This is a genomic window from Roseomonas sp. HF4 (genome assembly GCF_005222755.1).
GTDB lineage: Bacteria > Pseudomonadota > Alphaproteobacteria > Acetobacterales > Acetobacteraceae > Neoroseomonas.
On sequence record NZ_STGD01000013.1, the window covers coordinates 79,983 to 106,738 of the forward strand.

The window sequence follows — 26,756 nt, forward strand, 5'->3', positions numbered from 1 at the left end:
CCATGCCCTTTCCGCTGTGCCGAGGTCAGCAGGCGTCACCCTGGTGCGTCAAGCGCACGGGCTCTCCCGCCGCGCGGGTCGCCATGCTACCCGCGCCATGACGCAAGGACGGGGGATCGCGGCATGGGCGTGCTGGACGGGAAGGTCGCGCTGGTCACGGGCGCGGGCAGGAACATCGGGCGCGCGATCGCGCTGGCGCTGGCGCGTGACGGCGCGACGGTGGTGGTGAACGGGCGGTCCGACGCCGCCGCGGTCGATGCCGTGGCGCAGGAGATCCACGCCATGGGCGGGCGGGCGGAGTCGATGCTGGCCGATGTCGCCGACCCCGCGGCCGTCGCGCGGATGACGGAGGCGATCGGCGCGCGCCTTGGCGGCCTCGACATCCTCGTCAGCAATGCCGGGCTCCGCCGCCAGACGCCCTTCCTGCAGATGAGCCTCGAGGAATGGCGGGAGATCCTCTCGGTCGCGCTGGACGGCGCCTTCATCCTGTGCCGCGCCGCGGTACCGCTGATGGTGGCGCGTGGCGGCGGGGCGATCGTCGCGCTGTCGGGCATCTCGACCCATGTCGGCACGCCGAACCGCGCGCATGTCTCGGCCTCCAAGGCGGGGCTTGAGGGGCTGATGCGCGCGCTGGCGGTCGAACTCGCACCGCAGGGCATCCGCGCCAATTGCGTGGCCCCCGGCGCGGTCGACACCGCGCGCGGCGCCAGCGCGGGGGCGATGCCCGTGACCATCGGGCGGGAGGACGGCATCCCGATGCGCCGCAAGGCGAGCGTGGAGGAGATCGCCGCCGTGGTGCGCATGCTTGCCGGCCCCGAGGGCGGCTACGTGACAGGCCAGACCATCCACGTGAACGGCGGCGCCTTCCTCGGCTGAGGCGCAGCCCGCCGCCGGCGGTTGATCTGGATCATGGCCGCGGGCGGCCAGTGCCGCGACCTTGCCCCCAGCACGGGAGGAGGGCGCGGCCGCCATGACCACGGACGCGGCGACGGACCGCCCGATCGGCGGCTATCCGAGGATCGTGAAGCGACGCGACGCTTTCCGCGTCCTGCCGAACATGGCGGACTACGATGACGCCCGCCGCGGCTTCGACTGGACCGCTGCGCGCGCCCTGCTCGACGGGCTGCCTGGCGGCGGGCTGAACATCGCGCATGAGGCAGTCGACCGCCACGCCGCCGGACTGCATGCAGGGCGCGAGGCGCTGCGCTGGATCGGCCGGCGCGGGGAGCGGCGGTCCTTCACCTGGGCGGATCTCCGCGCCGCGACCAACCGCGTGGCGAACGCGCTGCGCGGCATCGGGCTGCAGGACGGCGACCGGGTCTTCGTCCTCGCCGGCCGCATCCCGGAACTCTATCTGACCGTACTCGGCGCGCTGAAGGCGAAATGCGTCGTCTCACCCCTGTTCTCGGCCTTCGGGCCGGAGCCCATCGCGACGCGGATGGAACTCGGCGCGGCGCGCGCGCTGGTCACGACCGGGGCGCTTTATGCGCGCAAGGTCGCCGCGCTGCGCGATCGCCTGCCGGGCCTCGAGCACGTGATCCTGGTGGGCGAGGACGGCGCTGCCGCGGAGGTGCCGGGCACGCAGGACTGGTCCGCCCTGATGGCGGCGGCGAGCGAGGACTTCGCCATCCCGCCCACCTCGCCCGAGGACATGGCGCTGCTGCACTTCACCAGCGGCACCACCGGCCGCCCCAAGGGCGCGGTGCATGTGCACGAGGCGGTGGTGATGCACGCCATGACCGGCCGGTACGCGCTCGACCTGCATCCCGACGACGTCTTCTGGTGCACCTCCGATCCCGGCTGGGTCACCGGCACCTCCTACGGCATCATTGCGCCGCTGGTGAACGGCGTGACCAACCTGGTTGCCGAGGCGGAGTTTGACGCCGCAACCTGGTACGACATCCTGGAGAAGGAGCGCGTGAGCGTGTGGTACACGGCGCCGACCGCGATCCGCATGATGATGAAGCTCGGCGCGGCGCCGCTCGAAGGCCGCGACCTCTCGGCGCTGCGCTTCATGGCGAGCGTCGGCGAGCCGCTGAACCCCGAGGCGGTGGTCTGGAGCCAGAAGGCCTTCGGCATGCCCTTCCACGACAACTGGTGGCAGACCGAGACCGGCGGCATCATGATCGCGAACTTCGCCGCGATGGACGTGAAGCCCGGTTCCATGGGCCGCCCGCTGCCGGGGATCGAGGCCGCCATCGTCGAGCGCCGCGACGGTGGCCTCAGCGTGATCGACGCGCCGATGACCTCGGGCGAGCTCGCGCTGCGCGCCGGCTGGCCGTCGATGATGCGCGGCTACCTGCATGAGGAGGCGCGCTACGCGAAGTGCTTCGTCGATGGCTGGTACCTGACCGGTGACCTCGCGATGCGCGACGAGGAGGGATATTTCTGGTTCGTCGGCCGCGCCGACGACGTGATCAAGACCTCCGGCCACCTGATCGGCCCCTTCGAGGTCGAGAGCGCGCTGATGGAGCATCCCGCCGTCGCCGAGGCCGGCGTGATCGGCAAGCCCGACCCGACGGCGGGCGAGATCGTCAAGGCCTTCGTCGCGCTCAAGCCCGGCTTCGAGGCCGGCGAGGCGCTGCGGCGCGAGCTGCTGGGCCACGCACGCAAGCGCCTCGGCGCCGCGGTGGCGCCGAAGGAGATCGACTTCCGCCAGAACCTGCCCAAGACGCGCAGCGGCAAGATCATGCGGCGGCTGCTGAAGGCGCGCGAGCTCGGCCTGCCGGAAGGCGACCTCTCCACCCTGGAAAGCGACGAGCGATGACGGCGAAGGTGCATCTCGACCGCGCCCATGGTCTCGCGCTGCTGCGCGACATGATGCGCATCCGCGAATTCGAGGCGGCCTGCGCCGAGCAGTACCAGGCGCAGAACATCCGCGGCTTCCTGCACCTGTACGACGGTGAGGAGGCCGTCTCGGTCGGCGTGATGCAGGCGCTCGCGCCCGAGGACGCCGTGGTCGCGACGTACCGCGAGCACGGCCAGGCGATCGCGCGCGGCATCCCGATGCGCCCGCTGATGGCGGAGATGTTCGGCCGGCTGTCCGGCTGCTGCCGCGGCCGTGGCGGCTCGATGCATGTCTTCGATCGCACGACGCGCTTCTACGGCGGCAACGCCATCGTCGGCGGCGGTTTGCCGCTGGCCGTCGGCGTCGCGCTGGCCGACAGGATGCAGGGGCGTGCGAATGTCACCGCCTGCTTCTTCGGCGAGGGCGCGGCGGACGAGGGCGCTTTCCACGAGAGCCTGAACCTCGCGAGCCTGTGGCACCTGCCGGTCCTGTTCGTGTGCGAGAACAACGGCTACTCGATGGGCACGCCGGTCGAGGTCGCCGAGGCCGACACCGAGATCTGGCACAAGGCCGCCGGCTACAGGATGCATGGCGAGCGGGTGGACGGCATGGACGTGGTCGCCGTCGAGGTCGCCGCGCGCCGCGCCGCCGAGCGCATTCGTGCCGGCGAGGGACCCGTTCTGCTCGAATGCGCCACCTATCGCTTCCGCGCGCATTCCATGTTCGATGCGCAGCTCTACCGCGACAAGGCGGAGATCGAGCAATGGCGCGAGCGCGGACCGATCCTTCGGTTCCGCGCCTGGCTCGAGCAGGCCGGCCTGCTGCACGAGGGCGAGGCCGCGACGATGGAGGCCGAGATCCGCGCCGAGGTCGCCGACGCCGTCGCCTTCGCCGAGGCCGCGCCGCTCGAGGAAATGGCCGATCTCGACCGCTTCGTCACGATGGACGAGGTGCCGGCATGAGCGCGCGCATGACCTACCGCGAGGCCTGCCGCCAGGCGATCCGGGACGCGATCCTGGCCGACCCCCGCGTCTTCCTGATGGGCGAGGATGTCGGGCGCTACGGCGGCTGCTACGCGGTGACCAAGGGGCTGATGGAGGAACTCGGCGAGGATCGCATCCGCGACACGCCGCTGTCCGAGAACACGCTCGCGGGCGTGGCGGTCGGTGCGGCGATGGCGGGGATGCGTCCGATCCTCGAGATCATGACGGTGAATTTCAGCCTCCTCGCGCTCGACCAGATCGTGAACAGCGCGGCGACCATCCCGCACATGTCGGGCGGGCAGTTCGCCGTGCCGCTGGTGATCCGGATGGCGACCGGGGCGGGGCGACAACTCGCCGCGCAGCATTCGCACAGCCTGGAAGGCTGGTACGCGCACGTCCCGGGGCTGCGGATCCTGGCGCCGGCAACGGTCGCGGATGCGCGCTTCATGCTGGCCGCCGCGCTGGCCGACCCGAACCCGGTGCTCATCTTCGAGCATGTCATGCTCTACAACGCCGAGGGGGAGATCCCGGACGGCATCAGGTCGGTCGACATCGCCCGCGCGGCTGTGCGACGCGCCGGCGGCGACGTGACCATCGTCACCTATGGCGGCTCCCTGCCCAAGGCGTTGGCGGCGGCGGACATGCTGGCCGCCGAGGGCATCTCGGCCGAGGTGATCGACCTGCGCGTGCTCCGCCCGCTCGACATGGAGACGGTCGCCGCCTCGCTCGCGCGCACGCGGCGCGTCGTGATCGTGGACGAAGGCTGGAAGGCCGGCTCGCTCTCCGCCGAGATCATGGCGCGGATCATGGAGGACGCCTTCTGGGACCTCGATGCGCCGGTCCGCCGCGTCTGTGCGGCGGAAGTGCCGATGCCCTACGCCGCGCATCTCGAGCAGGCGGCACTGCCGCAGCCCGAGGGCATCGCCGCCGCCGCGCGGGCGCTGGTGAAGCCGCCGTGACCGACTTCCTGATGCCATCGCTCGGTGCCGACATGGAGGCGGGCACGCTGGTCGAATGGCTCGTGAAGCCCGGCGATGCCGTGAAGCGGGGCGACGTCGTCGCGGTGGTCGAGACCGCCAAGGGCGCTATCGAGATCGAGATCTTCCACGACGGCACGATCGGCGAGTTGGTCGCAGCACCCGGCAGCACGGTGCCGGTGGGCGGCGTGCTGGCGCGCCTCGGCGACGGGTCTGTGACCGCGGTTCCGGCAGCGCGCCCGGCGGCGGCGCCGGAACCCGCGCGCGCATCGCCAGCGCCTGAGCCACGGCGCCCACCGCCCGCCGGAACCCGCGCACGCGCGACACCCGCCGCCCGGCAGCGCGCCGCCTCGCTCGGCGTCGCGCTCGACGGCCTTCAGAGGACAGGGGTGGACGGCGCCATCTGCCTCGCCGACCTGTCGCAGGCGGCGAAGCCCGCGCCGCGCAGGGGCGGCTTCGACCCGAAGGCGATGCGCGCCGCCATCGCGGCCGCCATGGCGCGCTCCAAGCGCGAGATCCCGCACTACTACCTGAGCCTCTCGGTCGATGTGACGGCGACGCTCGGCTGGCTCGATCGGACCAATGCCGGGCGCGCGCCGCCGGATCGCCTGCTGCCCGCTGTGCTGCTGTTGCGCGCCACCGCGCTGGCGCTGGCCGGGACGCCCGAACTCAACGGCTTCTGGGAAGACGGCGCCTTCCGCCCGGGGGATGGGGTGCATGTCGGCTGGGCGGTCGCGCTGCGCGGCGGCGGCCTGGTCGCGCCCGCCATCCGCAACGCCGACCGCCTCGGGCTCGACGAACTCATGGCGGCGCTGCGCGACGTCGTGGGCCGGGCGCGCGGCGGCGGGCTGCGCGGGTCGGAGCTGACGGACCCGACCGTCACCGTCACCAGCCTCGGCGACCGTGGTGCGGAGAGCGTGCTGCCCATCATCACGCCGCCGCAGGTGGCGACCATAGGCTTCGGCCGCGTGATGGAGCGCCCCTGGGTGGTGGACGGCGCCGTGTTGCCGCGACGGATCGTCACCGTGACGCTCGCCGGTGACCACCGCGCCACGGACGGCCATCGCGGCGGGCTGCTGCTCGCGCGCATCGAGGCCCTGCTGCAGACCCCGGAGGTGCCATGACGAAGGATGAGACGATGGCGATGCTGGCCGAGGTCCTGGCCGGCATCGCGCCCGAGGCCGACCTCACGACGGTGACGGCAAAGGACGACCTGCGTGAGGCGCTCGACCTCGACTCGATGGATTTCCAGAACCTCGTGATCGGCCTGCACGAACGCAGCGGGCTGCCGATCCCGGAGGAGGATTATCCACGGCTCTTCACCCTCGAGGGCATGCTCGCCTATTTCGCCGCGGCGAAGCGCGCCTGAATCCTCCTCCGGTGCACCATGTTGCGGCGCACCACCGAGGCTGCCTATCATCTTCCGACGGCTGGGAGACGGGCATGCTGCCGACGCTGAAGGGACTGGACCACCTCGTGGTCGCGGTGCGCGACCTCGATGCCGCGGCGGCTGCATGGACGGCGCTCGGCTTCACCCTCTCGCCGCGCGGGCTGCACAGCGCGCATGTCGGCAGCGCAAACCATACGATGATGTTCGGGGAGGACTACCTCGAACTGCTGGCCGTGCTGGTGCCGCAGCCGCACAATCAGGCGCTGCGGGACTTCCTCGCGCAGCGCGAGGGGCTGGAGCGCGCCGCCTTCCACACGACCGACGCCGCCGCGGGGGCCGAGGCGCTGCGCGCGCGCGGCGTGGACAGCGTCGGCCCGCTGCATTTCGGGCGCCCGGTGCCGATGCCGGACGGCACCGAGGCCGAGGCGCGCTTCAGCGTCTTCCGGTGGCCGCCGTCGTCCTATGCCGCCGGGCTCGGCATCTTCGCCTGCCAGCATCACACGCCCGAGGCAGTCTGGGTGCCATCGCTGCAGTCGCACGCGAACGGCGTGACGCGCATCCGTCGCGCGCTGGCCGCCACGGACGACCCCGCCGGCGCTGCCGCCAGGCTTGCCGCCGCCATCGACGGCACGGTGCGCCATGACGGCGCGTTCCACCTGGTTGCGACCGGCCCTGGCCGTGCCGAGATCGGCTTCGCGCCGCGCGATGAGATCGCCCGCCTCGCGCAGTGCTCCGCGTCGGTCCTGCCGCGCGAAGGTGGCGCCGCCATCGTGCTCGGCACACCCGCGCCGCGCCCGCCCGGCTTCGCCACCGGCGTCGCCGTCATCTTCGACCCCGCCTGAGGAGAACGACCATGACCGGACCCACGCGCCGCGAGACCTTCCTCCTCGGCGCCGCAGCCATGCTCCCGGTGCCCGCCCTGGCGCAGGAGACGCCGCGCCGCGGTGGCGTGTTGACGGTGCATTTCGCGACCGAGCAGCGCATCCTGAATCCGTCGCTGCAGGCCTCGACCGGCGTCTACATCGTCGGCGGCAAGATCCAGGAGGCGCTGCTCGACCTCGACGCGCAGGGCAACCCCGTCGGCGTTCTCGCGGAATCCTGGGAGAGCGCGCCCGATGGCCTGACCCACACATTCCGCCTCCGCCGCGGCGTCACCTGGCATGACGGCAAGCCCTTCACCTCCGCGGACGTGCAGTTCACGGCGATGGAGATGTGGAAGAAGATCCTGAACTACGGCACCACGCTGCAGCAGTTCCTGGAGGAGGTGCAGACGCCCGACCCGCACACGGCGGTCTTCAAGTATTCGCGCCCGATGCCTCAGGGCCTTCTGCTCCGGGCGCTGCCCGACCTCGGCTACGTCTCACCCAAGCACGTGTTCGAGACCGGCGACATCCGCCAGAACCCGGCCAACACCGCGCCGATCGGCACCGGCCCCTTCAAGTTCGTCCAGTACGAGCGCGGCCAGTTCATCATCGCCGAGCGCAATCCGAACTACTGGCGCAACAGCCTGCCGTACCTGGACCGCGTGGTCTGGCGTGTCATCACCGACCGCTCGGCCGCCGCGGCGCAGCTGGAAGCGGGACAGGTGCTCTTCGCGCCCTATTCGTCGCTGGCGATCGCCGACATGCAGCGCCTTGGCCGCGACCCGCGCTTCGAGGCGACGACGCGCGGCAACGAGGGCAATGTCCGCACCAACACGCTGGAATTCAACTTCCGCAATCCGATCCTGGCCGATATCCGCGTCCGCCGCGCGCTGGCGCACGCGATCAACGTGCCTTTCTTCATCGAGAATTTCCTCGGCCCCTTCGCCAAGCCCGGCACCGGGCCGATCCCGAGCGTCTCGACCGACTACTATCCGGGTGCGGGCATGCCGCAATACGGCTTCGACCTGGCGCTCGCAAACCGGCTGCTGGACGAGGCCGGGCATCGCCGTGGCGCGGGCGGCGCGCGATTCAACCTGCGCCTGCATCCCGCGCCCTGGGGCGAGGACATCGCGCTCTGGTCCACCTTCCTGCAGCAGTCGCTGAGCCAGGTCGGCATCCGGCTCGAGATCGTGCGCCTCGACGCCGCCGGGTTCCTCCGGACCGTCTATCGGGAGCACGGCTTCGACCTCGCGACCGGCTGGCACCAGTACCGGTCCGACCCCGCGGTCAGCACGACGGTCTGGTACCGGTCCGGCAGCCCGGTCGGCGCGCCCTGGACCAACCAGTGGGGCTGGAAGGACGATCGCATCGACGCGATCATCGACAATGCGGCGACCGAGGTGGATCCGGTCAAGCGCAAGGCGCTCTACGCCGACTTCGTCCGCGCGGTACAGACCGAACTGCCGCTCTGGATGCCGATCGAGCAGATCTTCGTCTCGGTCTTCAACCGGCGCGTCCGCAATGCGGGGAACAATCCGCGCTGGGCGTCATCCTCCTGGCACGACACCTGGCTGGCGTCGTGACGCCTTGAGGGTCCTTCGCCTCGCGCTGCGGCGGCTCGCGGCGTCGCTGCCGACACTGCTGCTCATCCTGGTGGGGATGTTCCTGCTGCTGCAATTCGCGCCGGGCGACACGGTCGATGCGCTGATGGCGCAGATCGGCGGCGGCGACGCTGCCTTTGCCGAGGAGATGCGCCGCTTCTACGGCCTCGACGCCGGGATCGCGGCGCAGCTCTGGAACTACCTGATGCGGCTGGCGACGCTCGACCTCGGCTTCTCGGCCATCTACGGCAAGCCCGTGGCGACCGTCATCCTGGAACGGCTGCCGCCGACCATCCTGCTGATGGCGGCGAGCCTCTCCTTCGCCTTCTTCTTCGGCCTGGTGCTCGGCGTGGTGGCGGCGCGCCGCGTCAACCGCTGGCCGGACACGCTGATCTCGACGCTGGGCCTGATATTCTATGCCACGCCCTCCTTCTGGTTCGGGCTGATGGCGATCGTGCTGTTCAGCGTCTACCTGCAATGGCTGCCGGCGGGCGGGTTCCAGGACATCACGCAGGGGCTGACCGGCATCGCCGCGGTGGTCGACATCGCACGCCATCTCGTGCTGCCTACGCTGACACTCGGGCTGATCTTCCTCGCGATCTACCTCCGCATCATGCGCGCCTCGATGCTCGAGGTGCTGAGCCTCGACTTCGTGCGTACGGCCCGCGCCAAGGGGCTTTCGGAGACGCGGGTGGTGGCGCGTCACGTGCTTCGCAACGCCATGCTGCCCATGGTCACGCTGATCGGCCTGCAGGCCGGCACCATGCTGGGCGGCTCGGTGGTGGTGGAGAGCGTCTTCGCGCTGCCGGGCCTCGGGCGGCTGGCCTATGAGAGCGTGGTGCAGCGCGACCTCAACACGCTGCTCGGCATCGTCTTCGTCTCGGCGCTCCTGGTGATCACGATCAACTTCGTCGTGGACATCCTCTATGCGCGGCTCGACCCGCGCATCTCGGCGGACCGCTGATGCGCGCGCTCCGCGCCTATGCGCGCAGCCCGTCGGCGCTGGTCGGCAGCGTCATCCTGCTCGCGGTCCTCGTCATGGGCGTCGGCGCGCAGTGGTTCTATCCGGCCGATCCGCTCGGCCTCGCGGGGCGGCCACTGCAATGGCCAGGGCAGAATCCGCGCTTCCCGCTAGGCACCGACCCCTCGGGGCGCGACATCGCGGCGCAGTTGTTCCACGGCGCGCGCGTTTCGCTGCTGATCGGTTTCGTCGCGACCTCGATCTCGGTGCTGATCGGCATCGCGGTCGGCGCGCTGGCCGGCTTCTACGGGGGCGCCGTCGACACCGCGCTGATGCGCGTGACGGAAGCCTTCCAGACCCTGCCGAACTTCCTTCTGCTTCTGGTGCTGGTCGCGATCTTCGGCAGCACGATCGAGACCGTCACCATCGCGATCGGCATCGTGTCCTGGCCGCCGGTCGCGCGCCTGACGCGCGCGGAGTTCCTCACGCTGCGCACGCGGGACTTCGTGCAGGCCTGCCGCATCCAGGGCCTGGGCGACGCCCACCTGATCCTGCGGGAGGTGCTGCCGAACGCGCTGCCGCCGGTGATCGTCTATGCCAGCGTGGTCATGGCGGTGGCGATCCTGCTGGAATCCGCGCTTGCCTTCCTCCAGCTCTCGGACCCGAACGTGCCCTCCTGGGGCAACCTGATCGGGCTCGGGCGCAACGTGCTGCGCGCGGAGTGGTATGTATCGGCCATCCCCGGGGTGGCGATCCTGCTGACGATCCTCGGCGTGTCGCTGGTGGGGCAGGGGCTGAACGACGCGTTGAACCCACGCCTGGCGGGCGGCCGGTGACGCGCCTTGCTGTCGAGGGCCTGACGGTCCGCCTGCCGCGCGGTGCGGACCGGGAGCACGCGATCGAGGAGGTCACGCTCAGCGTCGCGGCGGGGGAGATCCTGTGCGTCGTGGGCGAGAGCGGATCGGGCAAGTCGGTCACCGCCTCCGCCGTGATGGGGCTGCTGGCGCCCGGCCTCACGATCGCGGCCGGCGCCATGGCGCTGTCGGGCGAGGACCTCCGCGCGAAGTCGTCGGATGCGTGGCGCGCGATCCGCGGCCGACGCATCGCCATGGTTTTCCAGGAACCGATGACAGCGCTCAACCCGCTGATGACAGTGGGCGCCCAGATCGCGGAGATGTGGCGCGTTCATCTCGGCCTCGATGCCGCGGAGGCTTCCCGCCGCGCGCTGGCGGCGCTTCGCGAGGTCAACCTGCCCGACCCCGAGGGGGCGCTGCGCGCCTATCCGCACGAGCTCTCGGGCGGGCAGCGCCAGCGCGTGATGATCGCCATGGCGCTGGCCCTGGAGCCCGAGGTGCTGGTCTGCGACGAGCCCACCACCGCGCTCGACGTCACGACCCAGGCGCAGGTGCTGGCGCTCATCAAGGACCTGCAGCGCCGCCACGGCACGGCGGTGATGTTCATCACGCATGATTTCGGCGTGGTGGCCGAGATCGCCGACCGCGTCGCCGTCATGCGCCTTGGCCGCGTGGTGGAGGAGGGGACGGCGCGCGAGGTGCTGACCAACCCGCAGCACGACTATACGAAGGCGCTGCTCGCGGCCGTGCCGGGCCTGCATGCACCGGCGCCGCGCGCGCTTTCGCCCGACACGGTGCTGGAGGTCCGCGGCCTCACCAAGACCTATGTCTCGCGCGGCCTGTTCCGGCGGCGCAAGCCCGTGCGCGCGCTCGATGCCGTGTCGGTCTCCCTGAAGCGCGGTGCCACGCTCGCGGTGGTGGGGGAGAGCGGGTCGGGCAAGTCCACGCTCGCGCGCTGCGTCGTCGGGCTGCTCGGCGCTGATGGCGGCGAGATCGTGATCAGCGGCGCGCCCCTGCCGAAGCGGCGACGAGAGGCCGCACGCCTCGTTCAAATGGTGTTCCAGGATCCCTACGCCTCGCTCAACCCGCGCCGCCGCGCGGGCGCGCAGGTGGCGCAGGGGCCGATCGCGGCCGGCACGCCGTCGGCGCGCGCGAGGACCGAGGCGCGCGACCTGTTCGCGCTGGTTGGCCTTGATCCGGACTCGGTGGACCGCTTCCCGCATGAATTCTCGGGCGGCCAGCGCCAGCGTATCGGCATCGCCCGCGCGCTCGCGATGAAGCCCGAGGTGCTGGTGGCCGACGAGCCCGTCTCGGCGCTCGATGTCAGCGTGCAGGCGCAGGTTCTGGAACTGCTGCGCGATCTTCAGCGGCGGCTCGGACTGTCGATCCTGTTCATCACGCACGACCTGCGCGTTGCGGCGCAGCTCTGCGACGAGGTGGCGGTGATGCGCGACGGCGTGGTCGAGGAAGCGGGCTCGATCGGCGCCGTCTTCGCCGACCCGCGCAGCGCCTATACGCGCAGCCTGATCGAGGCGATCCCCGGCCGCGCCCTGTTCGGCACCTGAGCGTCAGGTCGCGTAGTCGGGCTCCTCGCGGTCCAGCACGCGCCGCCAGGCGTCGAGGTGCAGTCGCGCATCCAGCTTCTCCCCCCAGGGGCCCGTGTGGTGCCGCCGCAGGCTGTCCGGCAGCCGGTGCAGCGGCAGGCCGGTCTGCATCGCGGTCATCTGGTACATCGCCGTGCGCTCGGCCATGTAGGTCTCGTCGAAGGCGTCGTGCACGGTGGGACCGACCACGGTCACGCCATGGCCGCGCATCAGCATGATGGTCTTCTCGCCCATCAGGCGCGCGATGCGGTCGCCTTCCTCATTCGAATGCACGGGCTGGTCGCCCTCGCTGTCATAGACCGCGCGGTCATTCAGCAGCAGGTTGTTGTGGTGCGAGAGGCTGAACTCCGCCCCGGCCACCATCGACAGCGCCGTCAGCCAGCGCGGATGGACGTGCACCACGCAGGCCGCCTTGGGGTTCGCCAGGTGGATGCGGCAGTGGATATGGAAGGCGACCTTCCGCAACTCGCCCTTGCCGCGGAGGACCTTGCCGTCCAGGTCGCAGACGATCAGGTCGCTCGCGCGCAGTTCCTGGAACAGGTAGCCGCGCGGGTTGATGAGGAAGCGCGGCTCCGCCTCCTCCGGCAGCATCAGGGAATTGTGGTTGCCGATGTGCTCGTTCCAGCCGAGCCGGGCGCCGATCCGGAACACCGCCGCCATGTCGCGGCGCAGTTCCCATTCGCGCTCCTCGGCGCGGGTGTTCGTCAGGCTCTGGACCACGTTAGCCATGGGCAGCACTCCCGTCGGGGTGCCCGATGCTGTCACGGCGCGCGTCGCGTGGCCAGCGGGTGACGTTGACGCCCGCGCGCAGCCGGCCGAGCATCGCGTCGCCTGCGAGGGAGCGCGTCCATGACGCCTGCGGAACTGCCCATCACCGGCTATCTCGACCGCTTTTCGCACCGTCCGGGTGAACGCTTCGAGGCCCGCATCAGCGTCCGCGACGGCGGCCCGGCGCGCGCCAGGCTCGTGCGGGTGGTCTCGGGCGATCCGAACCCCGAAGGGCCCGGGTTGCGCTTCGAGGACCTGTCGCATCGCCTCGACATCGCCTTCGCGGGGCGGCGCCAGCCAATCCGGCTTGGCTCCCACGCCATCGTGGCGCGGCCGCCGCGCCGGCCGCCCGGGCCTGTCACCTGGACCGCGCTGGTCCGGCTCGACGCGCATCCGTCCGAACCCGCTTCCGTGCTCAGCGAGGAGCAGGACGGCGCGTCCGTCACGCTGCTCGCGGGCGCCAGCGGCGTGGCGGCGGAGATCCTGGCCGGAGGCGCCCGTCACCGGCTGGCCACCGGGATGCCCTGGCCGCTGCGACGCTGGGTGCGGGTGTGGCTGAGCGCCGACCCCGCGACGGGCCGCGTGGTGCTCGGGCAACAGCCGCTCGGCGGCGAGCCGGCCGTCGCGATGGCGGCGTTGCCCGGCCTCGGCCTGCCCGATGGCGGGGGGCTGCTGCTGATCGCGGCGCGCGACGTCGCCGCGCCGCGTGCGCACCTGACCGGCCGGATCGAGGACCCCGCGCTGCTCGCAGGCTTCCGCGACGCCTGGCCGGCGCCGGATGCGCCGCTGGACGCCGCCACGCCCGGCCTCCTCGCCGGCTGGGACTTCGCGCGCGACATCCCGACCCAGCGCGTGGTGGATGTGGGGCCGCAGGCCTGCGACGGCATTCTCGTGAACGTGCCGACGCGCGCCGTGGTCGGTGCGCGCTGGTCGGGCGCCGAGATGTGCTGGCGGCATGCGCCGCGCGACTACGCCGCGATCCACTTCCATGCCGACGACCTCGGGGATTGCGGCTGGCGCACGGACTTCACCTTCGGGGTGCCGGCCGACCTGCCGAGCGGCGCCTATGCCTTCCAGCTCACCTGCGAGGGCGGCGAGGACTGGTTGCCCTTCTACGTGCTGCCGCCGCGCGGCGAGGCGCGCGCCCCGGTCGCCTTCCTCGCCTCCACCTTCACCTACCAGGCCTATGCGAACCATGCGCGGGGCAATGCGGATGCGGCCTACAAGGCACGGGTCGCGGCCTGGGGCGCCTATCCGCACAATCCGGACGACTACCCGGTCTACGGGCGCTCGACCTACAACCGGCATCCTGACGGCAGCGGCATCGCCTTCTCCTCCCGCCTGCGGCCAATCCTGACGATGCGGCCGGGCTTCCTGACCTTCAACGACGCGCGGGGCTCCGGCCTGCGGCACTATCCGGCGGACACGCACCTTCTCGCCTGGCTCGAGGCGAAAGGCATCGCCTTCGACGTCATCACCGACGAGGACCTGCACGACGAAGGTGTCGGCCTGCTCGAGCCCTACCGGGTGGTGATGACGGGATCGCACCCCGAATACCACACTCTCCGGACCCTCGACGCGCTTGCGGCCTATACCGAGGGGGGCGGGCGGCTGATGTATCTCGGCGGCAACGGCTTCTACTGGCGCATCGCGGTGACCGAGGCGCTGCCCGGGATGATGGAACTGCGCCGCGCCGAGGGCGGCATCCGCGCCTGGGCGGCCGAGCCCGGCGAATACTGGCACCAGACCGACGGCGCCTATGGCGGGCTCTGGCGGCGCAACCGCCGGCCGCCGCAGATGCTGGCGGGCGTCGGCTTTTCGGGGCAGGGCCTGTTCGAGGGCACGCATTACCGCCTGCTGCCGGCCGCCCGCGATCCGCGCCACGCCTGGGTCTTCGATGGCGTGGAGGGCGAGACCTTCGGCGACTATGGCCTGTCGGGCGGAGGCGCGGCCGGCTTCGAGCTCGACCGCGCGGACGTCACGCTCGGCACGCCCGAGGATACGGCGATCCTGGCGCGCTCCGAGGATCCGCCGTCCTCCTTCGTCACGGTGCCGGAGGAATTGCTGTCGCACATCGCGACGATCAGCGGCGAGAAGGCGGATGCCCTGAAGCGCGCCGAGATCGTGCATTTCCGTACGCCCGGCGGCGGCGAGGTCTTCGCGACCGGATCGATCACCTGGTGCGGCAGCCTGTGGCAGGACGGCGCATTCGACGGGCCGGTCAGCCGGATCATGGAGAACGTGCTTCGCCGTTTCGCGGCGCCCTGAACGGAGAGAGTTGACGCTGGGCCAAGCACGACGGACAGTTTCATTCGGATTGAGGCAACGCATTTTCGGGGGGAACGACCCATGAAGCGCCTAAGCCTTGCGTCCTCGCTTGCCGCAGCGGCCTTCGTGCTGTCGGCCGGCACGGCGCTCGCCGCGCCCTTCCAGTGCCCGGTGCGCGGCGGCGACCTGGTGTTCGGCCAGGAAGCCAACGTCAACTCGCTGGACCAGATGACGTCCAGCACGATCTCGACGCGCAACATCGCAATGAACATCTACGAATCGCTGATGACGCGGGACGAGAACAACCGCCCCATCCTCGAACTCGCGGAGAGCATGGAGGAATCGGGCGACGGGCTGACCTACACCTTCCGCCTGCGCCAGGGCATCACCTTCCACAACGGCAAGCCGATGACCTCGGCCGACATCGTTGCCTCCTTCAACCGCTACAACCGCATCGGGCTGCAGCGCAGCACGCTCGACAACGTGGATCGCTGGGAAGCGCCGGACGCCCGCACCTTCGTCATCCGCATGAAGCAGGTGCAGCCGACCTTCATCGAGGCGCTGTCCTCCTTCTCGGTCCCGATCGTCGTCATCCCGTCGGAGCACGAGAACGACGAGCGCCAGCAGCTCCGTACCGTGGGCACCGGGCCCTTCCGCCTGCTGGAATTCGTGCCCGGCAGCCATGCCCGGCTCGGCCGCTTCGACGGCTACCAGCCCAATACGGCCTTCGAGCAGCGCACGGGCTTCGGCGGCTACCGCGTCGCCTGCCTGGACACCGTGACCTTCCGCATCGTGACGGAGGCCAGCGCCCGCGTGGCAGGGCTCGAGACCGGCGCGCTGCAGGCGGTGGAAGACGTGCCGACGCGTTCGCTCGAAAGTCTGCGGCGCAACAGCGCCATCACCATCCTGCCGCTCGAGAACTGGTGGATCCAGATCGCGCTGCCCAACACCGCCAACCCGCCGACCGACAACCTGGCCTTCCGCCGCGCGGTGCAGGCCGCGCTCGGCATGGAAGACATCATGGATGCGGCGACCGACGGCAACTACCGACTGAACGTCGGCTTCCAGTATCCGGGCCGCCCCGCCTATACCGATGCCGGGCGCGAGACCTACAACATCAACAACCCGACCCGGGCGCGGGCGCTGCTGCGCGAGTCGGGATACCGCAACGAACCCATCGTCATCCTGACCAACCGCGACTACCCGCCCATGTACAACGCGGCGCTGGTGATGCAGCAGCAACTGCGCGCCGTCGGCATCAACGCCAACCTGCGCGTGGTGGACTGGCCGACCTCGGTGCAGATGTCCCAGCGCGTCAACAGCAACGAATGGCACTTCTTCCATTCCGGCTGGGGCACGCAACCCGCGCTCGGCGCGCTGGCGACCATGCAGTTCCTGGTGGCGCCCGGTGCCAACTACCGCCCGCGGGACGACAAGGACGACCCGGATGTGCTCGCCGCCTGGAACGACATGAACAACCTGCGCGACCCGGCGGCGCGGCAGGAGGCCTTCGCCCGGATGCAGCGCCTGGTCCTGGAACGCGCCTATGCCTATCCGTTCGGGGCGCTGACCAAGGTGCAGGCGGTGCGCGCCAACGTGCAGGGCTACGTGCCCTTCCGCATCCCGCGCTTCTCCAACGTGTGGATGACGCGGTAGCCCGTGTTCGGGGTCCTCGCCCGGCGCCTAGCCTCGGCGGTGCCGGTGCTGGTCATCGTCAGCCTCATCACCTTCGGGCTGATGCGGCTCATTCCCGGCGACCCGGCGGCGGCGATCGCCGGGATCGCGGCGACGCCGGCGCAGATCGAGCAGCTGCGCCAGGACCTCGGCCTCGACGAGCCGCTCCTGGGGCAGTTGCTGCACTACTACCAGGGGCTGCTGCGCGGCGACCTCGGCCGTTCGCTCCTGCTCGGCAAGGGTGTCTTCGCGGCGACGATGGAGCGGCTGCCGGTCACGATCGGCCTGTCGCTCTACGCGCTCGTCTTCACGCTCCTGTTCGGGATCACGGCCGGCATCATCGCCGCGCTGCGGCAGAACACCTTCATTGACCAGGCGGCGATGATGTTCGCCATGATCGGGATCTCGGTGCCGAACTTCTTCCTCGGCCTGCTCATGATCATCCTGTTCGCGGTGCATCTGGGCTGGCTGCCTTCGGGCGGCTACGTGCCCTTCGGCGAGGACCCGCTCGGCTGGCTGGAAAGCACCACCATGCCGGCCTTCTCGCTCGCGCTGCTGCAGGCCGGGCTGCTCGCGCGCATCACGCGCTCCTCGATGCTGGAAGTGCTGCGCCAGGACTACATCCGCACGGCCCGCGCCAAGGGGCTACCGCAGCGGCGCGTCATCCTGAAGCACGCGCTGGCCAATGCGCTGATCCCGATCGTCACGGTGGTCGGCATCATCGTCTCCCTGCTGCTGTCCGGCGCGGTGGTGACGGAGGCGCTGTTTTCCATTCCCGGCATGGGCCAGCTGCTGACCCAGGCGGTGCTGAACCGCGACTACCCGATGGTGCAGGGCGGCCTGCTGCTGGTGACGGTCTTCCTGGTGCTGGTGAACATCACGGTGGACACGCTCTATGCGGTGCTCGACCCGCGGGTGCGCCATGAGTGAGGCCGCCCTCGACGCCGAGGCCATCGCGCTGCAGCGCGAACACCCTGCGCGCGCCACCTTGCGGCGGCTGTTCCGCCACCGCCTGTTCATGACGGGGCTGGTGCTGTTCGGCATCGTGGCCGGCATTGCCGCGGCCGCGCCCTGGATCACGGACGTCGATCCGCAGCGCCTGTCCATGCGCAACAAGTTCCTGCCGCCGGACGGCAACTGGGTCTTCGGCACCGACAATTTCGGGCGCAGCCTCTGGTCGCGGGTGGTCTGGGGGGCACAGCTCTCCATGATCATCGGCGCCTCGGTCGTCGCGCTGAACGCCGTGTTCGGCACGCTGATCGGCGCGGCGGCGGGCTACTTCAAGCGCCTGGACAACGCGCTGATGCGGGTGAACGACGCGCTGATGGCCTTCCCGGCCATCCTGCTCGCCATCGCCGTCACATCGGTCCTCGGCCCGTCCACGCTCAACGTCATCCTGGCGCTGTCCATCGTCTACATCCCGCGCACGGCGCGCATCGTCCGTTCCTCCGTCATCGTGCTGCGGGAGATGGAATACGTGCAGGCCGCGGTCGCCGCCGGCGCCGGCCACTGGCGCATCCTGCGCCACCACATCCTGCCCAACGCCATGGCGCCGATGATCGTGCAATTGTCCTTCCTGTTCGCCTATGCCGTGCTGTCGGAGGCGACACTGTCCTTCCTCGGCGTCGGCGCGGTGCCGCCAACACCCACCTGGGGCAACATCATGGCCGAGGGCCGCGACTTCATGCGGGAAGCCCCCTGGATCATCACCATCCCGGGCGTCGCGCTGATGATCACCGTGATGGGCCTCAACCTGCTGGGCGACGGGCTGCGCGACGTGCTCGACCCCAGGCTCAGGATCCAGCAGTGAACCTGCTTGAAGTGCGCGGCCTCACCACGGCGTTCATGACCGGCGGGGGCGAGGTGAACGCCATCGAGGACGTATCCTTCTCCCTGAGCGAGGGGGAGATCCTGGGCATCGTCGGCGAGTCCGGGTCCGGCAAGTCGGTCACGGCGCTTACCATCATGGACCTGCTGCCGAAGCCGCCCGCGCGCATCGCGGGCGGCGAGGTGGTGTTCGCCGGCCAGACCCTGACCCGCATGTCCGACCGCGAGATGCAGCGCATCCGTGGCCCGGGCATCTCCATGATTTTCCAGGAGCCGATGACTTCGCTCAACCCGGTCTTCTCCATCGGCGACCAGATCATGGAGACGATCGCGGCGCATGAGCGCCTGTCGCAGGCGGACTTGCGCAAGCGCGCCGTCGACATGCTCGACAAGGTGGGCATTCCCTCGGCCGCCCGGCGGCTCGACGACTACCCGCACCAGATGTCGGGCGGCCAGCGCCAGCGCGTGATGATCGCGATGGCGCTGGCCTGCAACCCGAAGCTGCTGATCGCGGACGAACCGACCACCGCGCTCGACGTGACCATCCAGGCACAGATCCTCGACCTGCTGATGGACCTCCGCGACGAATTCGGCATGGGCGTCATCATCATCACGCACAACATGGGCGTGATTGCCGAGACCGCCGACCGCGTGCTCGTGATGTATGCCGGCCGCGTTGTCGAGGAGGCGCCGGTCCGCGAGATCTTCGACCGGCCGCGACACCCCTATACGCGCGGGCTGCTGGAATGCGTGCCCTCGCTGACCGAGGACCGGCCGCGCCTCGTCGCCATCCCCGGCACCCTGCCCGAGCCCGCGCGGCGCCCGCCGGGCTGTCACTTCGGGCCGCGCTGCAGCCATGCGCAACCCGCCTGCTCCAACGCCGTCCCGATGCTCGAAACCCTTGCTCCGGCGCATACCGCAGCCTGCTTCCGGGCCCGGGAGCTGGCGCCGCCATGACCGCGCCGCTCGTCACGGCCAGGTCGCTGTCGAAGGAATTCGAGGTCGGCGGCGGCGGCTTCCTCGGCTTGCGCAGGCGCGCGATGCTGCGCGCGGTGGACGATGTCGCGCTCGCGATCAATGCGGGCGAGACGCTCGGCCTCGTCGGCGAATCCGGCTGCGGGAAGTCCACCCTCGGCCGCCTGCTGCTCCGGCTGATCGAACCGACCGCGGGCCGCATCACCTTCGACGGCACCGACATCACGGCGCTGAGGCGGATGGAGATGCGCGCCTTCCGCCGCTCCATGCAGATCATTTTCCAGGACCCCTACGGCGCCCTCAATCCGCGCATGACGGTCGAGGACATCATCGCCGAGCCGCTCCTCATCCACGGCGCGAGGCAGGGCGCGGAGACGCGCCGCCAGGTGACGCAGATGCTGGAGAAGGTCGGCCTGCCCGCCCGCGCGCTCGACCGCTTCCCGCATGAATTCTCGGGCGGGCAGCGCCAGCGCATCGGCATCGCCCGCGCGCTGGTGCTGCATCCGCGCCTGATCGTCTGCGACGAGGCGGTCTCGGCGCTCGACGTCTCGGTCCAGGCGCAGATCGTGAACCTGCTGCAGGACCTGCAGCGGGAGATGGGGCTCACCTACCTGTTCATCGCGCACGACCTGTCCGTCGTGCGGCACATCTCGGACCGCGTGGCGGTGATGTATCTCGGCAAGGTGGTCGAGGTCGCGGACAAGCAGACCATCTACGGCGCACCGCTGCATCCCTACACCCGCGCGCTGATCGCGGCCGTGCCGGCGCAGCATCCTTCTCAGCGGTCCCGCGGGAAGCGGGAACGGATCGCGGGCGACATCCCCTCGGCGCTCAACCCGCCCTCGGGCTGCCGCTTCCACACGCGCTGCCCGCATGTGATGCCCATGTGCCGCGAAAGCGCGCCCGCGCTCGTGGAACCGGCACCTGGCCACCAGGTCGCCTGCCACCTGATCAGCTCCTGAGGACCGCCATGCCAGAGCCCCGTAAGTCGCGCCTGATTCCGGAAGTCGACTACGCCCGCGACGGCAAGCAGACCGGCTTCCTCCGCCTGTTCCACTCGACGCATGACTCCGCCTACGGCTTCCTGCCCATCCCGATCGCGGTGGTGAAGAACGGGGAGGGGCCGACCGCCTTCTTCTCCTCCGGCAATCATGGCGACGAATACGAGGGCCAGGTCGCGCTCACGAACCTGATCAAGTGGCTCGACCCGTCCATGATCCGCGGACGCGTCATCATCCTGCCGATGGCGAACTATCCCGCCGCGCTGGCCGGGCGGCGGGTCTCGCCGATCGACGACCTCAACATGAACCGCATCTTTCCCGGCGACCCGGACGGCACCGTCACGCGCCAGATCGCCCACTACATCGACAGCGAGCTGATCCCGCTCGCCGACCTCGTGATCGACCTGCATTCGGGCGGGTCATCGCTGAACTATATCCCGACGGCGCTGGCGAAGCAGTCGGCCGATCCGGCGCTCTATGCGAAGCAACTGGCGGCGCTGCGTGCCTTCGGCGCCCCCTATACCTACATCCAGGGGGGCGCGCAGGGGCAGGGCGGCGACCAGACGCTCGGCGCCGGTGCCGAGCGGCGCGGACGGATCGCTCTCGGCACCGAGCTCGGCGGCGCAGGGGCGGTGAATGCGTCGGGCCTGGCGATCGCGGAGCGCGGGCTGCGCAACCTTCTCGTCCATCTCGGCATCCTGGGGCAGGAACACTGGGTGGAGCCACCGGTGGCCACCCGCTTCCTCGATGTTCGCGGGCCCGAGATGTACGTCTATGCGCCGGAGAACGGCGTGTTCGAGCCGCTGGTGGACCTCGGCGACACGGTCGAGCCGGGCACGCCGGCCGCGCGCATCCACATGCCCGAAAGCCCTTGGCTGCCGCCGGTCGAGATCGCCTTCCGTGCCGGCGGAATCGTCATGTGCAAGCGCATCCCCGCGCGCACGAAGCGCGGCGACTGCCTGTTCCATCTCGCGCAGGACCTTGCAGTCTGAGGATGCCGGCCGTCAGTCGGCGATGATCGGCGCCGCCACGAGCGTGACGACGCGGTTCCGACCCTGCTGCTTGGCGCGGTAGAGCGCCGCATCGGCGCGCTCGATCCAGGCACCGATCGGCTCGCCGGGTTCGTAGCGCGCGGCGCCGATCGAGACGGTGACGCTTCCGATCGGCTCGGCATTGGCGCGCAGGCTCAAACGCCGTGCGGCGAGTGCCGTGCGGACCGTCTCGCCACGAATCCGCGCGTGGTGGAGCGAGGTGGCGGGCAACAGCATCGCGAATTCCTCGCCGCCGTAGCGCGCGGCGCGCGCCTGCTCCGGCGCATGCTGCGCGATGGTCGCCGCGACAAGGCGGATCACGGCATCGCCCACGATATGGCCCCACACGTCGTTCACGCGCTTGAAGTGGTCGATGTCGATCATGAGCAGGCAGAGGTCGCGGCCGCTGTTCATCGCCTGCCCGGCGTGCTCGAGGATCATGGCGTCGAAGGCGCGGCGGTTGGGCAGGGCGGTCAGCGGATCGGTCATCGACACCTGCTGCGCGGCGGCGAGCTGTTTCTCGAGCGCCACGATCCGATCGCCCGAGGCGTTCAGCTCGAGGCCGAGCCGCGCGGACTTCGCCGACAGCGTCGCCGTCTCGGACGCGAGCCGCGTGATGAGGCTGGTGAGGCCCACGGTGCCCTCGTCCATAGTCTCGGCCACCTCGCTCAGCGTCTCGCCATAGCGCTGGGCGTCCGCACCGGCTTCGAGGATGCGACCGGCGGCCTCGCGCAGCGTGGCGCGGGCCTCCCGCGCCGCCTCGCGCTCGGGAGCGATGGTGAAGAAGAGGTCGTGCAACTCCGCCATCATGATGCTGTTGATGCTGCGCCGGTTCGACAGCGCGACCGAAAGCGCCCGCGTGAGCCCGAGGTTGCGGCCCGCGTGGAACTCGTACCAGATCGTGTAGTTGAGCGGCGTCGGTGGCAGGCCGAAGCGGCGCATGGACCCCGCCGCCGCTTCGCCATGGGCCGTCGCTGCGGCCAAGTCGTCATGCTGCATCCCTGCCTCCCACCGGTCCGGCCGCGCGAATTTGACTGAAAGGGCATGAATCGAAAGTTGATCGTTGGATGTGCGGTTCGATGCCGCGGCCAGCCAGGGGGCGAACTTTCGTTGCGTGCGGGGATCGGCCCGCGCGGCCGACCGAGGGGGTCTTCCGCTGACCGGGCATGGACGTGCAGGATCACGCGGGAACCCGTGGGGCGGCCGCCCGCGTGGCGACTTCCGCCGGGAAGGATCTGGTCCGATGTCGAGGATGCGCGCGAAGAAATCCAATTGCCGCCCGGGTCGAGGCGCGTCCGTGACGGCCATCGGCGGGGCGGCGGCGATCGGCAAGGCCGTGTCGGCGCTTCTGGTCGCATCCTGTCTGCTGCCGCCCTTGCCGGCGCGCGCGCAGGACGCGCCGAGGGCGCGGGAATTCGTGCTGCGCGGCGTCGGCGCAGGAATGACCTGCGCGGCTTGGACCGAGCATGCGTCCGCGCGCGAAAGCCTGTTCTCCCTGCGGCAGCGGACGCAGGCGCTGGAAGCGGTCGCCTGGGCCATAGGCTACCTTAGCGGTGCAGCGCGCCACGGCGACGCGCTCGACCCGCTGAGGCATGGCGACGTGGATCAGACGACCGCGTGGCTCGACGATCATTGCGCACGGCATCCGCAATCCATGCTGAATGCTGCCCTCGACGCCTTCATCGCGGCGCACCCCGCGCCCTGAGCGCTGGCGGCCGTCAGCCGGCGGAGCGCGCGGCGGATCGGCCTGCGGCGCGCAGGGCCGGGTCTCGGTCTTCGGCGGCGCCGGAAGATGGAACCGGGCCTGGAGGGGGGCTTCCTGCACTGTCTGGTGCTCCTGATGCGCGCGAGATCGTCCGGATGCCTCGCGTGCGCCCGGCACACGAGGCTCGTCATCGGCCCGCTCCGCTGGCGGCGCTGCCGCAGGCCTGCGGCGGGGTTTCACCTGCGATCACCCGGATGACAGGCCCCACGCCCTTCCGCTGGTGCCCGAGATCGCGCGTGTGTTCGAGGAGACCTTCCGCGCCTACTGCGTGTGCAAGGCTTGGCGGCAGTTCAAGGCATCGCGCCCGGACGCCCTGTGGGTTTCCGGCTTCACCCATGTCGCGACCTGGCCGGGCTTCGCCTACGTCGCCTTCATCATCGACCCCTAGGCGCGGCGGATTGTCGGCTGGCACGTGTCGCGGGCCGCACACACAGGCTTCGTGCTGGATGCGCTGGAACAGGCCCTGCACGAACGCCGCCCGATGCATCGCGGCGGCCTCGCGACCCTACCCAGTACGTTTCCATCCACTCCGCCGGGTGTCTGGCCAAGGCCGGCATCGAGCCCTCCGTCCGCAGCGCCCCCGCCAGCAGAGTGGTGACTGGGTGGTCAGAGCGCGCCAAGCGCCGCACCGACGCCCACAGCGCCGCCATGCAGCCTGCCCCCCGAAGCAGGCCCAGCACGACGGCGAGGCCGAACCCATGCACGGTCATGTCCATCGCAGGGTCGTTCCCTCCTCCCGGCGCCTCGTCCGCGGCCTCATGCGTCGCGAGCCTCCCGCGTCGTCCAGTACCAGGCATTGATGCATCCCAAGACGAGCCCGGCGAAAGGCATCACCAGCTTCCAACTGGCCCGTCCTTCCACCCAGGCGTCCATCCTCCGCCCGATGACGACGCCGAGGATGACCGGCACCGCGATGGACCAGCCGATGAGCCCGAACACGCCGAGGCCGAGCCAGGCGACATGGCGGCGTCCGCTGCGGGCCTTGAGCTTGCGCGTCGCCTTGCGGCCGACCTGCTCCGACAGCCGGTCGTCCCATCCAGGGCCTGGCGGTGTCTCCCGGGTCATGGGCCGGTTTCGCGCAAACCCAGCATGCGGCAGGCGATTCCGGCCTCGAGGCGCGCGAGGGAGGTTCGCGCCGCGCGCTCGTGCTTGCCGAGGTCGATGAAGGTGCTGCGCACGCGGCCACGCAACTCCTCCAGGTGGTCGCCTGCGACCGCGTCGTGGGTGGACACCAGGACCTCGTGGCGCAGCTTCACCAGGATGCCTTCGTCCACGCCGAGGTATCGCTCCGATCCCTGCATGGCCTCGTGGATCAGGATGCCCGGCACGAGCGCGGTGACGAAATCGACATGGCGCGGCAGCAGGCCGAAGGCGCCGGATCTCCGCATCCACGAGGATCCCGGTCGGCAGCATGACCTTGAGTCTCATGGCGCGCCCTCCTCCGCCCCCCCCCGCAGGGCCGCGCCGATCGCGCCAATCATGCAGAACGAGCGCTCCGGCCGTCCGTTGAGCTCGCCGCACAGGATGCGTTCGCATCCGTCGAGCGTCGCTTCGAGGGGGACTTTCGCCCCTTTCTAACCGGTGAAGGACTCCGTGCTGAAGAAGGGCTGCGTCAGGAAGCGCTCCAGCCGCCGCGCCGTGGCGACCGTCTCGCGCGATCGGCCTCCGACAGCTCCTCGAGGCCGCGCATCGCGATGATGTCGCGCAGTTCCGCGCACTCCGCCAGCGCATGCCGCAGGTCGCGCGCGACCCGGTAGTGGCGCGTCGCGACGACCGACGGTGTCAGCATCGTCGAGCCGGATTGCAACGGATCTATCGCCGGGTAGAGGCCTTGGCTCGCCCGCTTGCCCCCTTTCGCGACAGCACGATCTACGTCGACAGATGGGCGAAGGTGTGTGTCGCCGCCGGATCGGTGAAGTCGTCGGCCGGAACGTAGACGGCCTGTATCGAGGAGGTGGCGCCCGGGCGGGTGCTCGCGATGCGCTCCTCCAGCGCGGCGCGTTCGGTGCCGAGCGTTGGCTGGTAGTCCACCCGCGAGGGAATCCTGCCGAGCAGTCCGGAGACCTCCGCGCCCGCCTGGACGAAGCGGAAGATGTTGTCGATCAGCATCAGCACGTCCTGCTGCAGGTCGTCGCGGAAGTACTCGGCGATGGTCAGCGCGCTGTGTCCGGCCCGGAAGTGGATCCCGGGGGACTCGTCCATCTGCCCGAACAGCATCATCGTGCGCTCGAGGACACCGGTCGCCATCATCTCCCGATACAATTCCTCGGCCTCGCGGCATCGTTCACCGATGCCGCAGAACAGGCCGATACCCTTGTAGCGACCGACCATGTTGTGGATCAGTTCGATGATCAGCACCGTCTTGCCGACGCTGGCCCCGCCGAACAGCCCGGCCTTGCCGCCGCGTTCGAGCGGGCAGAGCAGGTCGATCGCCTCGATGCCGGTCTGCAAGATATCCGATCGCACGTCGTGCGCGGACAGCGGCGGCGGCGCACGGTGGATTCTGCGTCGCTCGAGGCCGTCGAGCGGCAGCCCGTCGTCGATGGCATTGCCGAACATGTCGAGCATCCGCCCGAGCAGCGCCTCGCACACCGCGACCGTCACCATCTGCCCCGAATCCTCGACCGCCATGCGAAGTGCCAGCCCGTCGCTGGCCTTGAGCGCCAGGCCCCGGACACGATGCGGGCCGAGCAGCCCCGCGACTTCGATGAGGATGTGCCATCCTCGCCGGTGCGCAGCATCCGCTTGATCGGTGGCGGGGCGGATACGAACGCCGCGTCCACGACGGAGCCGCGGATGGCGACGATGCGCCCGTCCCCGGCGCATGACGGCTGGGCGGTCACGACGCGAAAGCCGCGGCGCGACCGGTACGCGAGCACGTGCGGCTCTCGACGCGGTTGCGGTCCTTAGGCCTCGGTGGCAGGAACTCGTGGGTCTCGCCCGGCGCGACCTCGCGGTCGCGGTGTCGGTTGGCGACGGCGAGCCGCCCCCGCCGTGAAGGGCAGGCCGCTGACGCGCGGCACTTCGTGGTCCACCGGGATGCCGGGTGCCTGGCGTCGATCGTGCAGCCGGGCGTGTATGCCGTCGAGCGTTGCCGGCATGGAGAGGGCGAAAGGCCATGTGTTGGCCCGCATGTCGATCCCCTCGTGGCACCACTGCATGAGGTCCGCCGTCCCGGCCATGACGCCGACTTGGATGCCTTCCCGCGTCATGCCGCCCTGGACGTCGCTGTCCGGCGCGCGCCGGAAGGGCCGTCAGGACCGCGGCCGTTCAGTCCGCGCCCGGACCCGGGACTGGAGGATGCGGCTCGGCGTCGAGCCGCGCGAGGTCCGAACTGCGTCGTGCCCGACATCCCGAGGCTTCATGTCGCGGCAGAACGGGCAGCCGAGCCCTCCCGCCGCGACGCTGGTTCCGTCGATACGGACG

At 70.5% G+C, this 26,756-nt stretch carries 23 protein-coding genes and 2 pseudogenes; 20 read left to right on the top strand and 5 right to left on the bottom strand.

Features of this window, described 5'->3' with window-relative positions:
* The first annotated feature begins 123 nt into the window (after positions 1-123).
* From E8M80_RS18815 to E8M80_RS18865, 11 genes are all read left to right on the top strand, one after another.
* Positions 124-876 (top strand): SDR family NAD(P)-dependent oxidoreductase, encoded by a 753-nt coding sequence (locus E8M80_RS18815; RefSeq protein WP_137127262.1) that lies wholly within the window; start codon positions 124-126, stop codon positions 874-876.
* Between the two features lie 94 nt (positions 877-970).
* Positions 971-2,767: an acetate--CoA ligase gene (acsA, locus tag E8M80_RS18820; protein ID WP_137127263.1), complete on the top strand. Its 1,797-nt coding sequence runs from the start codon at positions 971-973 to the stop codon at positions 2,765-2,767.
* The gene (gene pdhA, locus E8M80_RS18825) at positions 2,764-3,750 is read left to right on the top strand and encodes a pyruvate dehydrogenase (acetyl-transferring) E1 component subunit alpha (RefSeq protein WP_137127264.1); all 987 of its coding nucleotides are present in this window, start codon (positions 2,764-2,766) and stop codon (positions 3,748-3,750) included. Before acsA ends, pdhA begins: the two co-directional genes overlap by 4 nt.
* On the top strand, positions 3,747-4,730 hold the full coding sequence (locus tag E8M80_RS18830; protein ID WP_137127265.1) for an alpha-ketoacid dehydrogenase subunit beta: 984 nt from the start codon (positions 3,747-3,749) through the stop codon (positions 4,728-4,730). The genes pdhA and E8M80_RS18830 overlap by 4 nt, the downstream gene beginning before the upstream one ends.
* Positions 4,727-5,872, top strand: coding sequence for a dihydrolipoamide acetyltransferase family protein (locus tag E8M80_RS18835; protein WP_137127266.1), 1,146 nt, complete (start codon positions 4,727-4,729; stop codon positions 5,870-5,872). The genes E8M80_RS18830 and E8M80_RS18835 overlap by 4 nt, the downstream gene beginning before the upstream one ends.
* A complete protein-coding gene (locus E8M80_RS18840) occupies positions 5,869-6,117 on the top strand; it encodes an acyl carrier protein (protein WP_137127267.1) in 249 nt (82 codons plus the stop codon). The genes E8M80_RS18835 and E8M80_RS18840 overlap by 4 nt, the downstream gene beginning before the upstream one ends.
* Before the next feature lie 74 nt (positions 6,118-6,191).
* Entirely contained in the window at positions 6,192-6,980 is a 789-nt protein-coding gene (locus E8M80_RS18845; RefSeq protein WP_137127268.1) for a VOC family protein, read from the top strand.
* An 11-nt stretch (positions 6,981-6,991) separates the two neighbouring features.
* Positions 6,992-8,584, top strand: coding sequence for an ABC transporter substrate-binding protein (locus E8M80_RS18850; protein ID WP_137127269.1), 1,593 nt, complete (start codon positions 6,992-6,994; stop codon positions 8,582-8,584).
* A 4-nt stretch (positions 8,585-8,588) separates the two neighbouring features.
* Positions 8,589-9,566, top strand: a complete 978-nt coding sequence (locus E8M80_RS18855) for an ABC transporter permease (protein ID WP_137127270.1) — start codon at positions 8,589-8,591, stop codon at positions 9,564-9,566.
* Complete coding sequence (locus E8M80_RS18860) at positions 9,566-10,399, top strand: ABC transporter permease (RefSeq protein ID WP_137127271.1); 834 nt, start codon at positions 9,566-9,568, stop codon at positions 10,397-10,399. Before E8M80_RS18855 ends, E8M80_RS18860 begins: the two co-directional genes overlap by 1 nt.
* Complete coding sequence (locus E8M80_RS18865) at positions 10,396-11,982, top strand: ABC transporter ATP-binding protein (protein ID WP_137127272.1); 1,587 nt, start codon at positions 10,396-10,398, stop codon at positions 11,980-11,982. Before E8M80_RS18860 ends, E8M80_RS18865 begins: the two co-directional genes overlap by 4 nt.
* 3 nt (positions 11,983-11,985) lie before the next feature.
* Here the strand turns inward: E8M80_RS18865 and E8M80_RS18870 are convergent, their stop codons facing one another.
* On the bottom strand, positions 11,986-12,750 hold the full coding sequence (locus E8M80_RS18870; RefSeq protein WP_137127273.1) for a class II aldolase/adducin family protein: 765 nt from the start codon (positions 12,748-12,750) through the stop codon (positions 11,986-11,988).
* 120 nt (positions 12,751-12,870) lie between these two features.
* Between E8M80_RS18870 and E8M80_RS18875 the strand changes: the two genes are divergently transcribed.
* The 7 genes from E8M80_RS18875 (at position 12,871) to E8M80_RS18905 (ending at position 21,526) form a co-directional block, all read left to right on the top strand.
* Positions 12,871-15,057 carry a N,N-dimethylformamidase beta subunit family domain-containing protein gene (locus E8M80_RS18875; RefSeq protein WP_170979501.1) on the top strand — a complete coding sequence of 729 codons (2,187 nt, stop codon included), beginning with the start codon at positions 12,871-12,873 and terminating at the stop codon, positions 15,055-15,057.
* An 81-nt stretch (positions 15,058-15,138) separates the two neighbouring features.
* Positions 15,139-16,713, top strand: coding sequence for an ABC transporter substrate-binding protein (locus E8M80_RS18880; protein WP_137127274.1), 1,575 nt, complete (start codon positions 15,139-15,141; stop codon positions 16,711-16,713).
* Positions 16,714-16,716: 3 nt separating this feature from the next.
* Positions 16,717-17,661 (top strand): ABC transporter permease, encoded by a 945-nt coding sequence (locus E8M80_RS18885; protein WP_240790120.1) that lies wholly within the window; start codon positions 16,717-16,719, stop codon positions 17,659-17,661.
* On the top strand, positions 17,654-18,541 hold the full coding sequence (locus tag E8M80_RS18890; RefSeq protein WP_137127275.1) for an ABC transporter permease: 888 nt from the start codon (positions 17,654-17,656) through the stop codon (positions 18,539-18,541). Before E8M80_RS18885 ends, E8M80_RS18890 begins: the two co-directional genes overlap by 8 nt.
* Positions 18,538-19,515 carry an ABC transporter ATP-binding protein gene (locus E8M80_RS18895; RefSeq protein WP_240790121.1) on the top strand — a complete coding sequence of 326 codons (978 nt, stop codon included), beginning with the start codon at positions 18,538-18,540 and terminating at the stop codon, positions 19,513-19,515. Before E8M80_RS18890 ends, E8M80_RS18895 begins: the two co-directional genes overlap by 4 nt.
* Positions 19,512-20,495: an ABC transporter ATP-binding protein gene (locus E8M80_RS18900; RefSeq protein ID WP_137127276.1), complete on the top strand. Its 984-nt coding sequence runs from the start codon at positions 19,512-19,514 to the stop codon at positions 20,493-20,495. The genes E8M80_RS18895 and E8M80_RS18900 overlap by 4 nt, the downstream gene beginning before the upstream one ends.
* A gap of 8 nt (positions 20,496-20,503) precedes the next feature.
* Complete coding sequence (locus E8M80_RS18905) at positions 20,504-21,526, top strand: succinylglutamate desuccinylase/aspartoacylase family protein (protein ID WP_137127277.1); 1,023 nt, start codon at positions 20,504-20,506, stop codon at positions 21,524-21,526.
* A 12-nt stretch (positions 21,527-21,538) separates the two neighbouring features.
* Here E8M80_RS18905 and E8M80_RS26070 read toward each other — a convergent pair whose 3' ends face one another.
* A complete protein-coding gene (locus E8M80_RS26070) occupies positions 21,539-22,549 on the bottom strand; it encodes a GGDEF domain-containing protein (protein ID WP_170979502.1) in 1,011 nt (336 codons plus the stop codon).
* Between the two features lie 313 nt (positions 22,550-22,862).
* Here E8M80_RS26070 and E8M80_RS26075 point away from each other — a divergent pair, with 313 nt between their 5' ends.
* Together E8M80_RS26075 and E8M80_RS26715 are read left to right on the top strand one after the other, a co-directional pair.
* The gene (locus tag E8M80_RS26075) at positions 22,863-23,270 is read left to right on the top strand and encodes a hypothetical protein (protein ID WP_170979503.1); all 408 of its coding nucleotides are present in this window, start codon (positions 22,863-22,865) and stop codon (positions 23,268-23,270) included.
* Between the two features lie 343 nt (positions 23,271-23,613).
* Positions 23,614-23,906: pseudogene (locus tag E8M80_RS26715) on the top strand (DDE-type integrase/transposase/recombinase); the annotation flags it as partial.
* 180 nt (positions 23,907-24,086) lie between these two features.
* On the opposite strand, the gene E8M80_RS18915 reads toward E8M80_RS26715, so the two are convergent.
* From E8M80_RS18915 to atpD, 3 genes and pseudogenes are all read right to left on the bottom strand, one after another.
* Complete coding sequence (locus E8M80_RS18915; RefSeq protein WP_137127279.1) at positions 24,087-24,395, bottom strand: AtpZ/AtpI family protein; 309 nt, start codon at positions 24,393-24,395, stop codon at positions 24,087-24,089.
* Positions 24,392-24,718: a F0F1 ATP synthase subunit epsilon gene (locus E8M80_RS18920; protein ID WP_206035673.1), complete on the bottom strand. Its 327-nt coding sequence runs from the start codon at positions 24,716-24,718 to the stop codon at positions 24,392-24,394. Before E8M80_RS18920 ends, E8M80_RS18915 begins: the two co-directional genes overlap by 4 nt.
* Positions 24,719-24,754: 36 nt before the next feature.
* Positions 24,755-26,173 (bottom strand): annotated as a pseudogene (atpD, locus tag E8M80_RS18925) (F0F1 ATP synthase subunit beta).
* Positions 26,174-26,756: the final 583 nt, after the last annotated feature.

What these genes read in the sequence shown, in the direction of transcription:
- E8M80_RS18860 (WP_137127271.1), top strand. Translation starts at nt 9,566, where the DNA reads ATGCGCGCGCTCCGCGCCTATGCGCGCAGCCCGTCGGCGCTGGTCGGC.
- E8M80_RS18875 (WP_170979501.1), top strand. Translation starts at nt 12,871, where the DNA reads ATGACGCCTGCGGAACTGCCCATCACCGGCTATCTCGACCGCTTTTCG.
- E8M80_RS18830 (WP_137127265.1), top strand. Translation starts at nt 3,747, where the DNA reads ATGAGCGCGCGCATGACCTACCGCGAGGCCTGCCGCCAGGCGATCCGG.
- E8M80_RS18905 (WP_137127277.1), top strand. Translation starts at nt 20,504, where the DNA reads ATGCCAGAGCCCCGTAAGTCGCGCCTGATTCCGGAAGTCGACTACGCC.
- E8M80_RS18880 (WP_137127274.1), top strand. Translation starts at nt 15,139, where the DNA reads ATGAAGCGCCTAAGCCTTGCGTCCTCGCTTGCCGCAGCGGCCTTCGTG.
- E8M80_RS18870 (WP_137127273.1), bottom strand. Translation starts at nt 12,750, where the DNA reads ATGGCTAACGTGGTCCAGAGCCTGACGAACACCCGCGCCGAGGAGCGC.
- E8M80_RS18815 (WP_137127262.1), top strand. Translation starts at nt 124, where the DNA reads ATGGGCGTGCTGGACGGGAAGGTCGCGCTGGTCACGGGCGCGGGCAGG.
- E8M80_RS18900 (WP_137127276.1), top strand. Translation starts at nt 19,512, where the DNA reads ATGACCGCGCCGCTCGTCACGGCCAGGTCGCTGTCGAAGGAATTCGAG.
- acsA (WP_137127263.1), top strand. Translation starts at nt 971, where the DNA reads ATGACCACGGACGCGGCGACGGACCGCCCGATCGGCGGCTATCCGAGG.
- E8M80_RS18915 (WP_137127279.1), bottom strand. Translation starts at nt 24,395, where the DNA reads ATGACCCGGGAGACACCGCCAGGCCCTGGATGGGACGACCGGCTGTCG.
- E8M80_RS18845 (WP_137127268.1), top strand. Translation starts at nt 6,192, where the DNA reads ATGCTGCCGACGCTGAAGGGACTGGACCACCTCGTGGTCGCGGTGCGC.
- pdhA (WP_137127264.1), top strand. Translation starts at nt 2,764, where the DNA reads ATGACGGCGAAGGTGCATCTCGACCGCGCCCATGGTCTCGCGCTGCTG.
- E8M80_RS18920 (WP_206035673.1), bottom strand. Translation starts at nt 24,718, where the DNA reads ATGCGGAGATCCGGCGCCTTCGGCCTGCTGCCGCGCCATGTCGATTTC.
- E8M80_RS18840 (WP_137127267.1), top strand. Translation starts at nt 5,869, where the DNA reads ATGACGAAGGATGAGACGATGGCGATGCTGGCCGAGGTCCTGGCCGGC.
- E8M80_RS18890 (WP_137127275.1), top strand. Translation starts at nt 17,654, where the DNA reads ATGAGTGAGGCCGCCCTCGACGCCGAGGCCATCGCGCTGCAGCGCGAA.
- E8M80_RS18850 (WP_137127269.1), top strand. Translation starts at nt 6,992, where the DNA reads ATGACCGGACCCACGCGCCGCGAGACCTTCCTCCTCGGCGCCGCAGCC.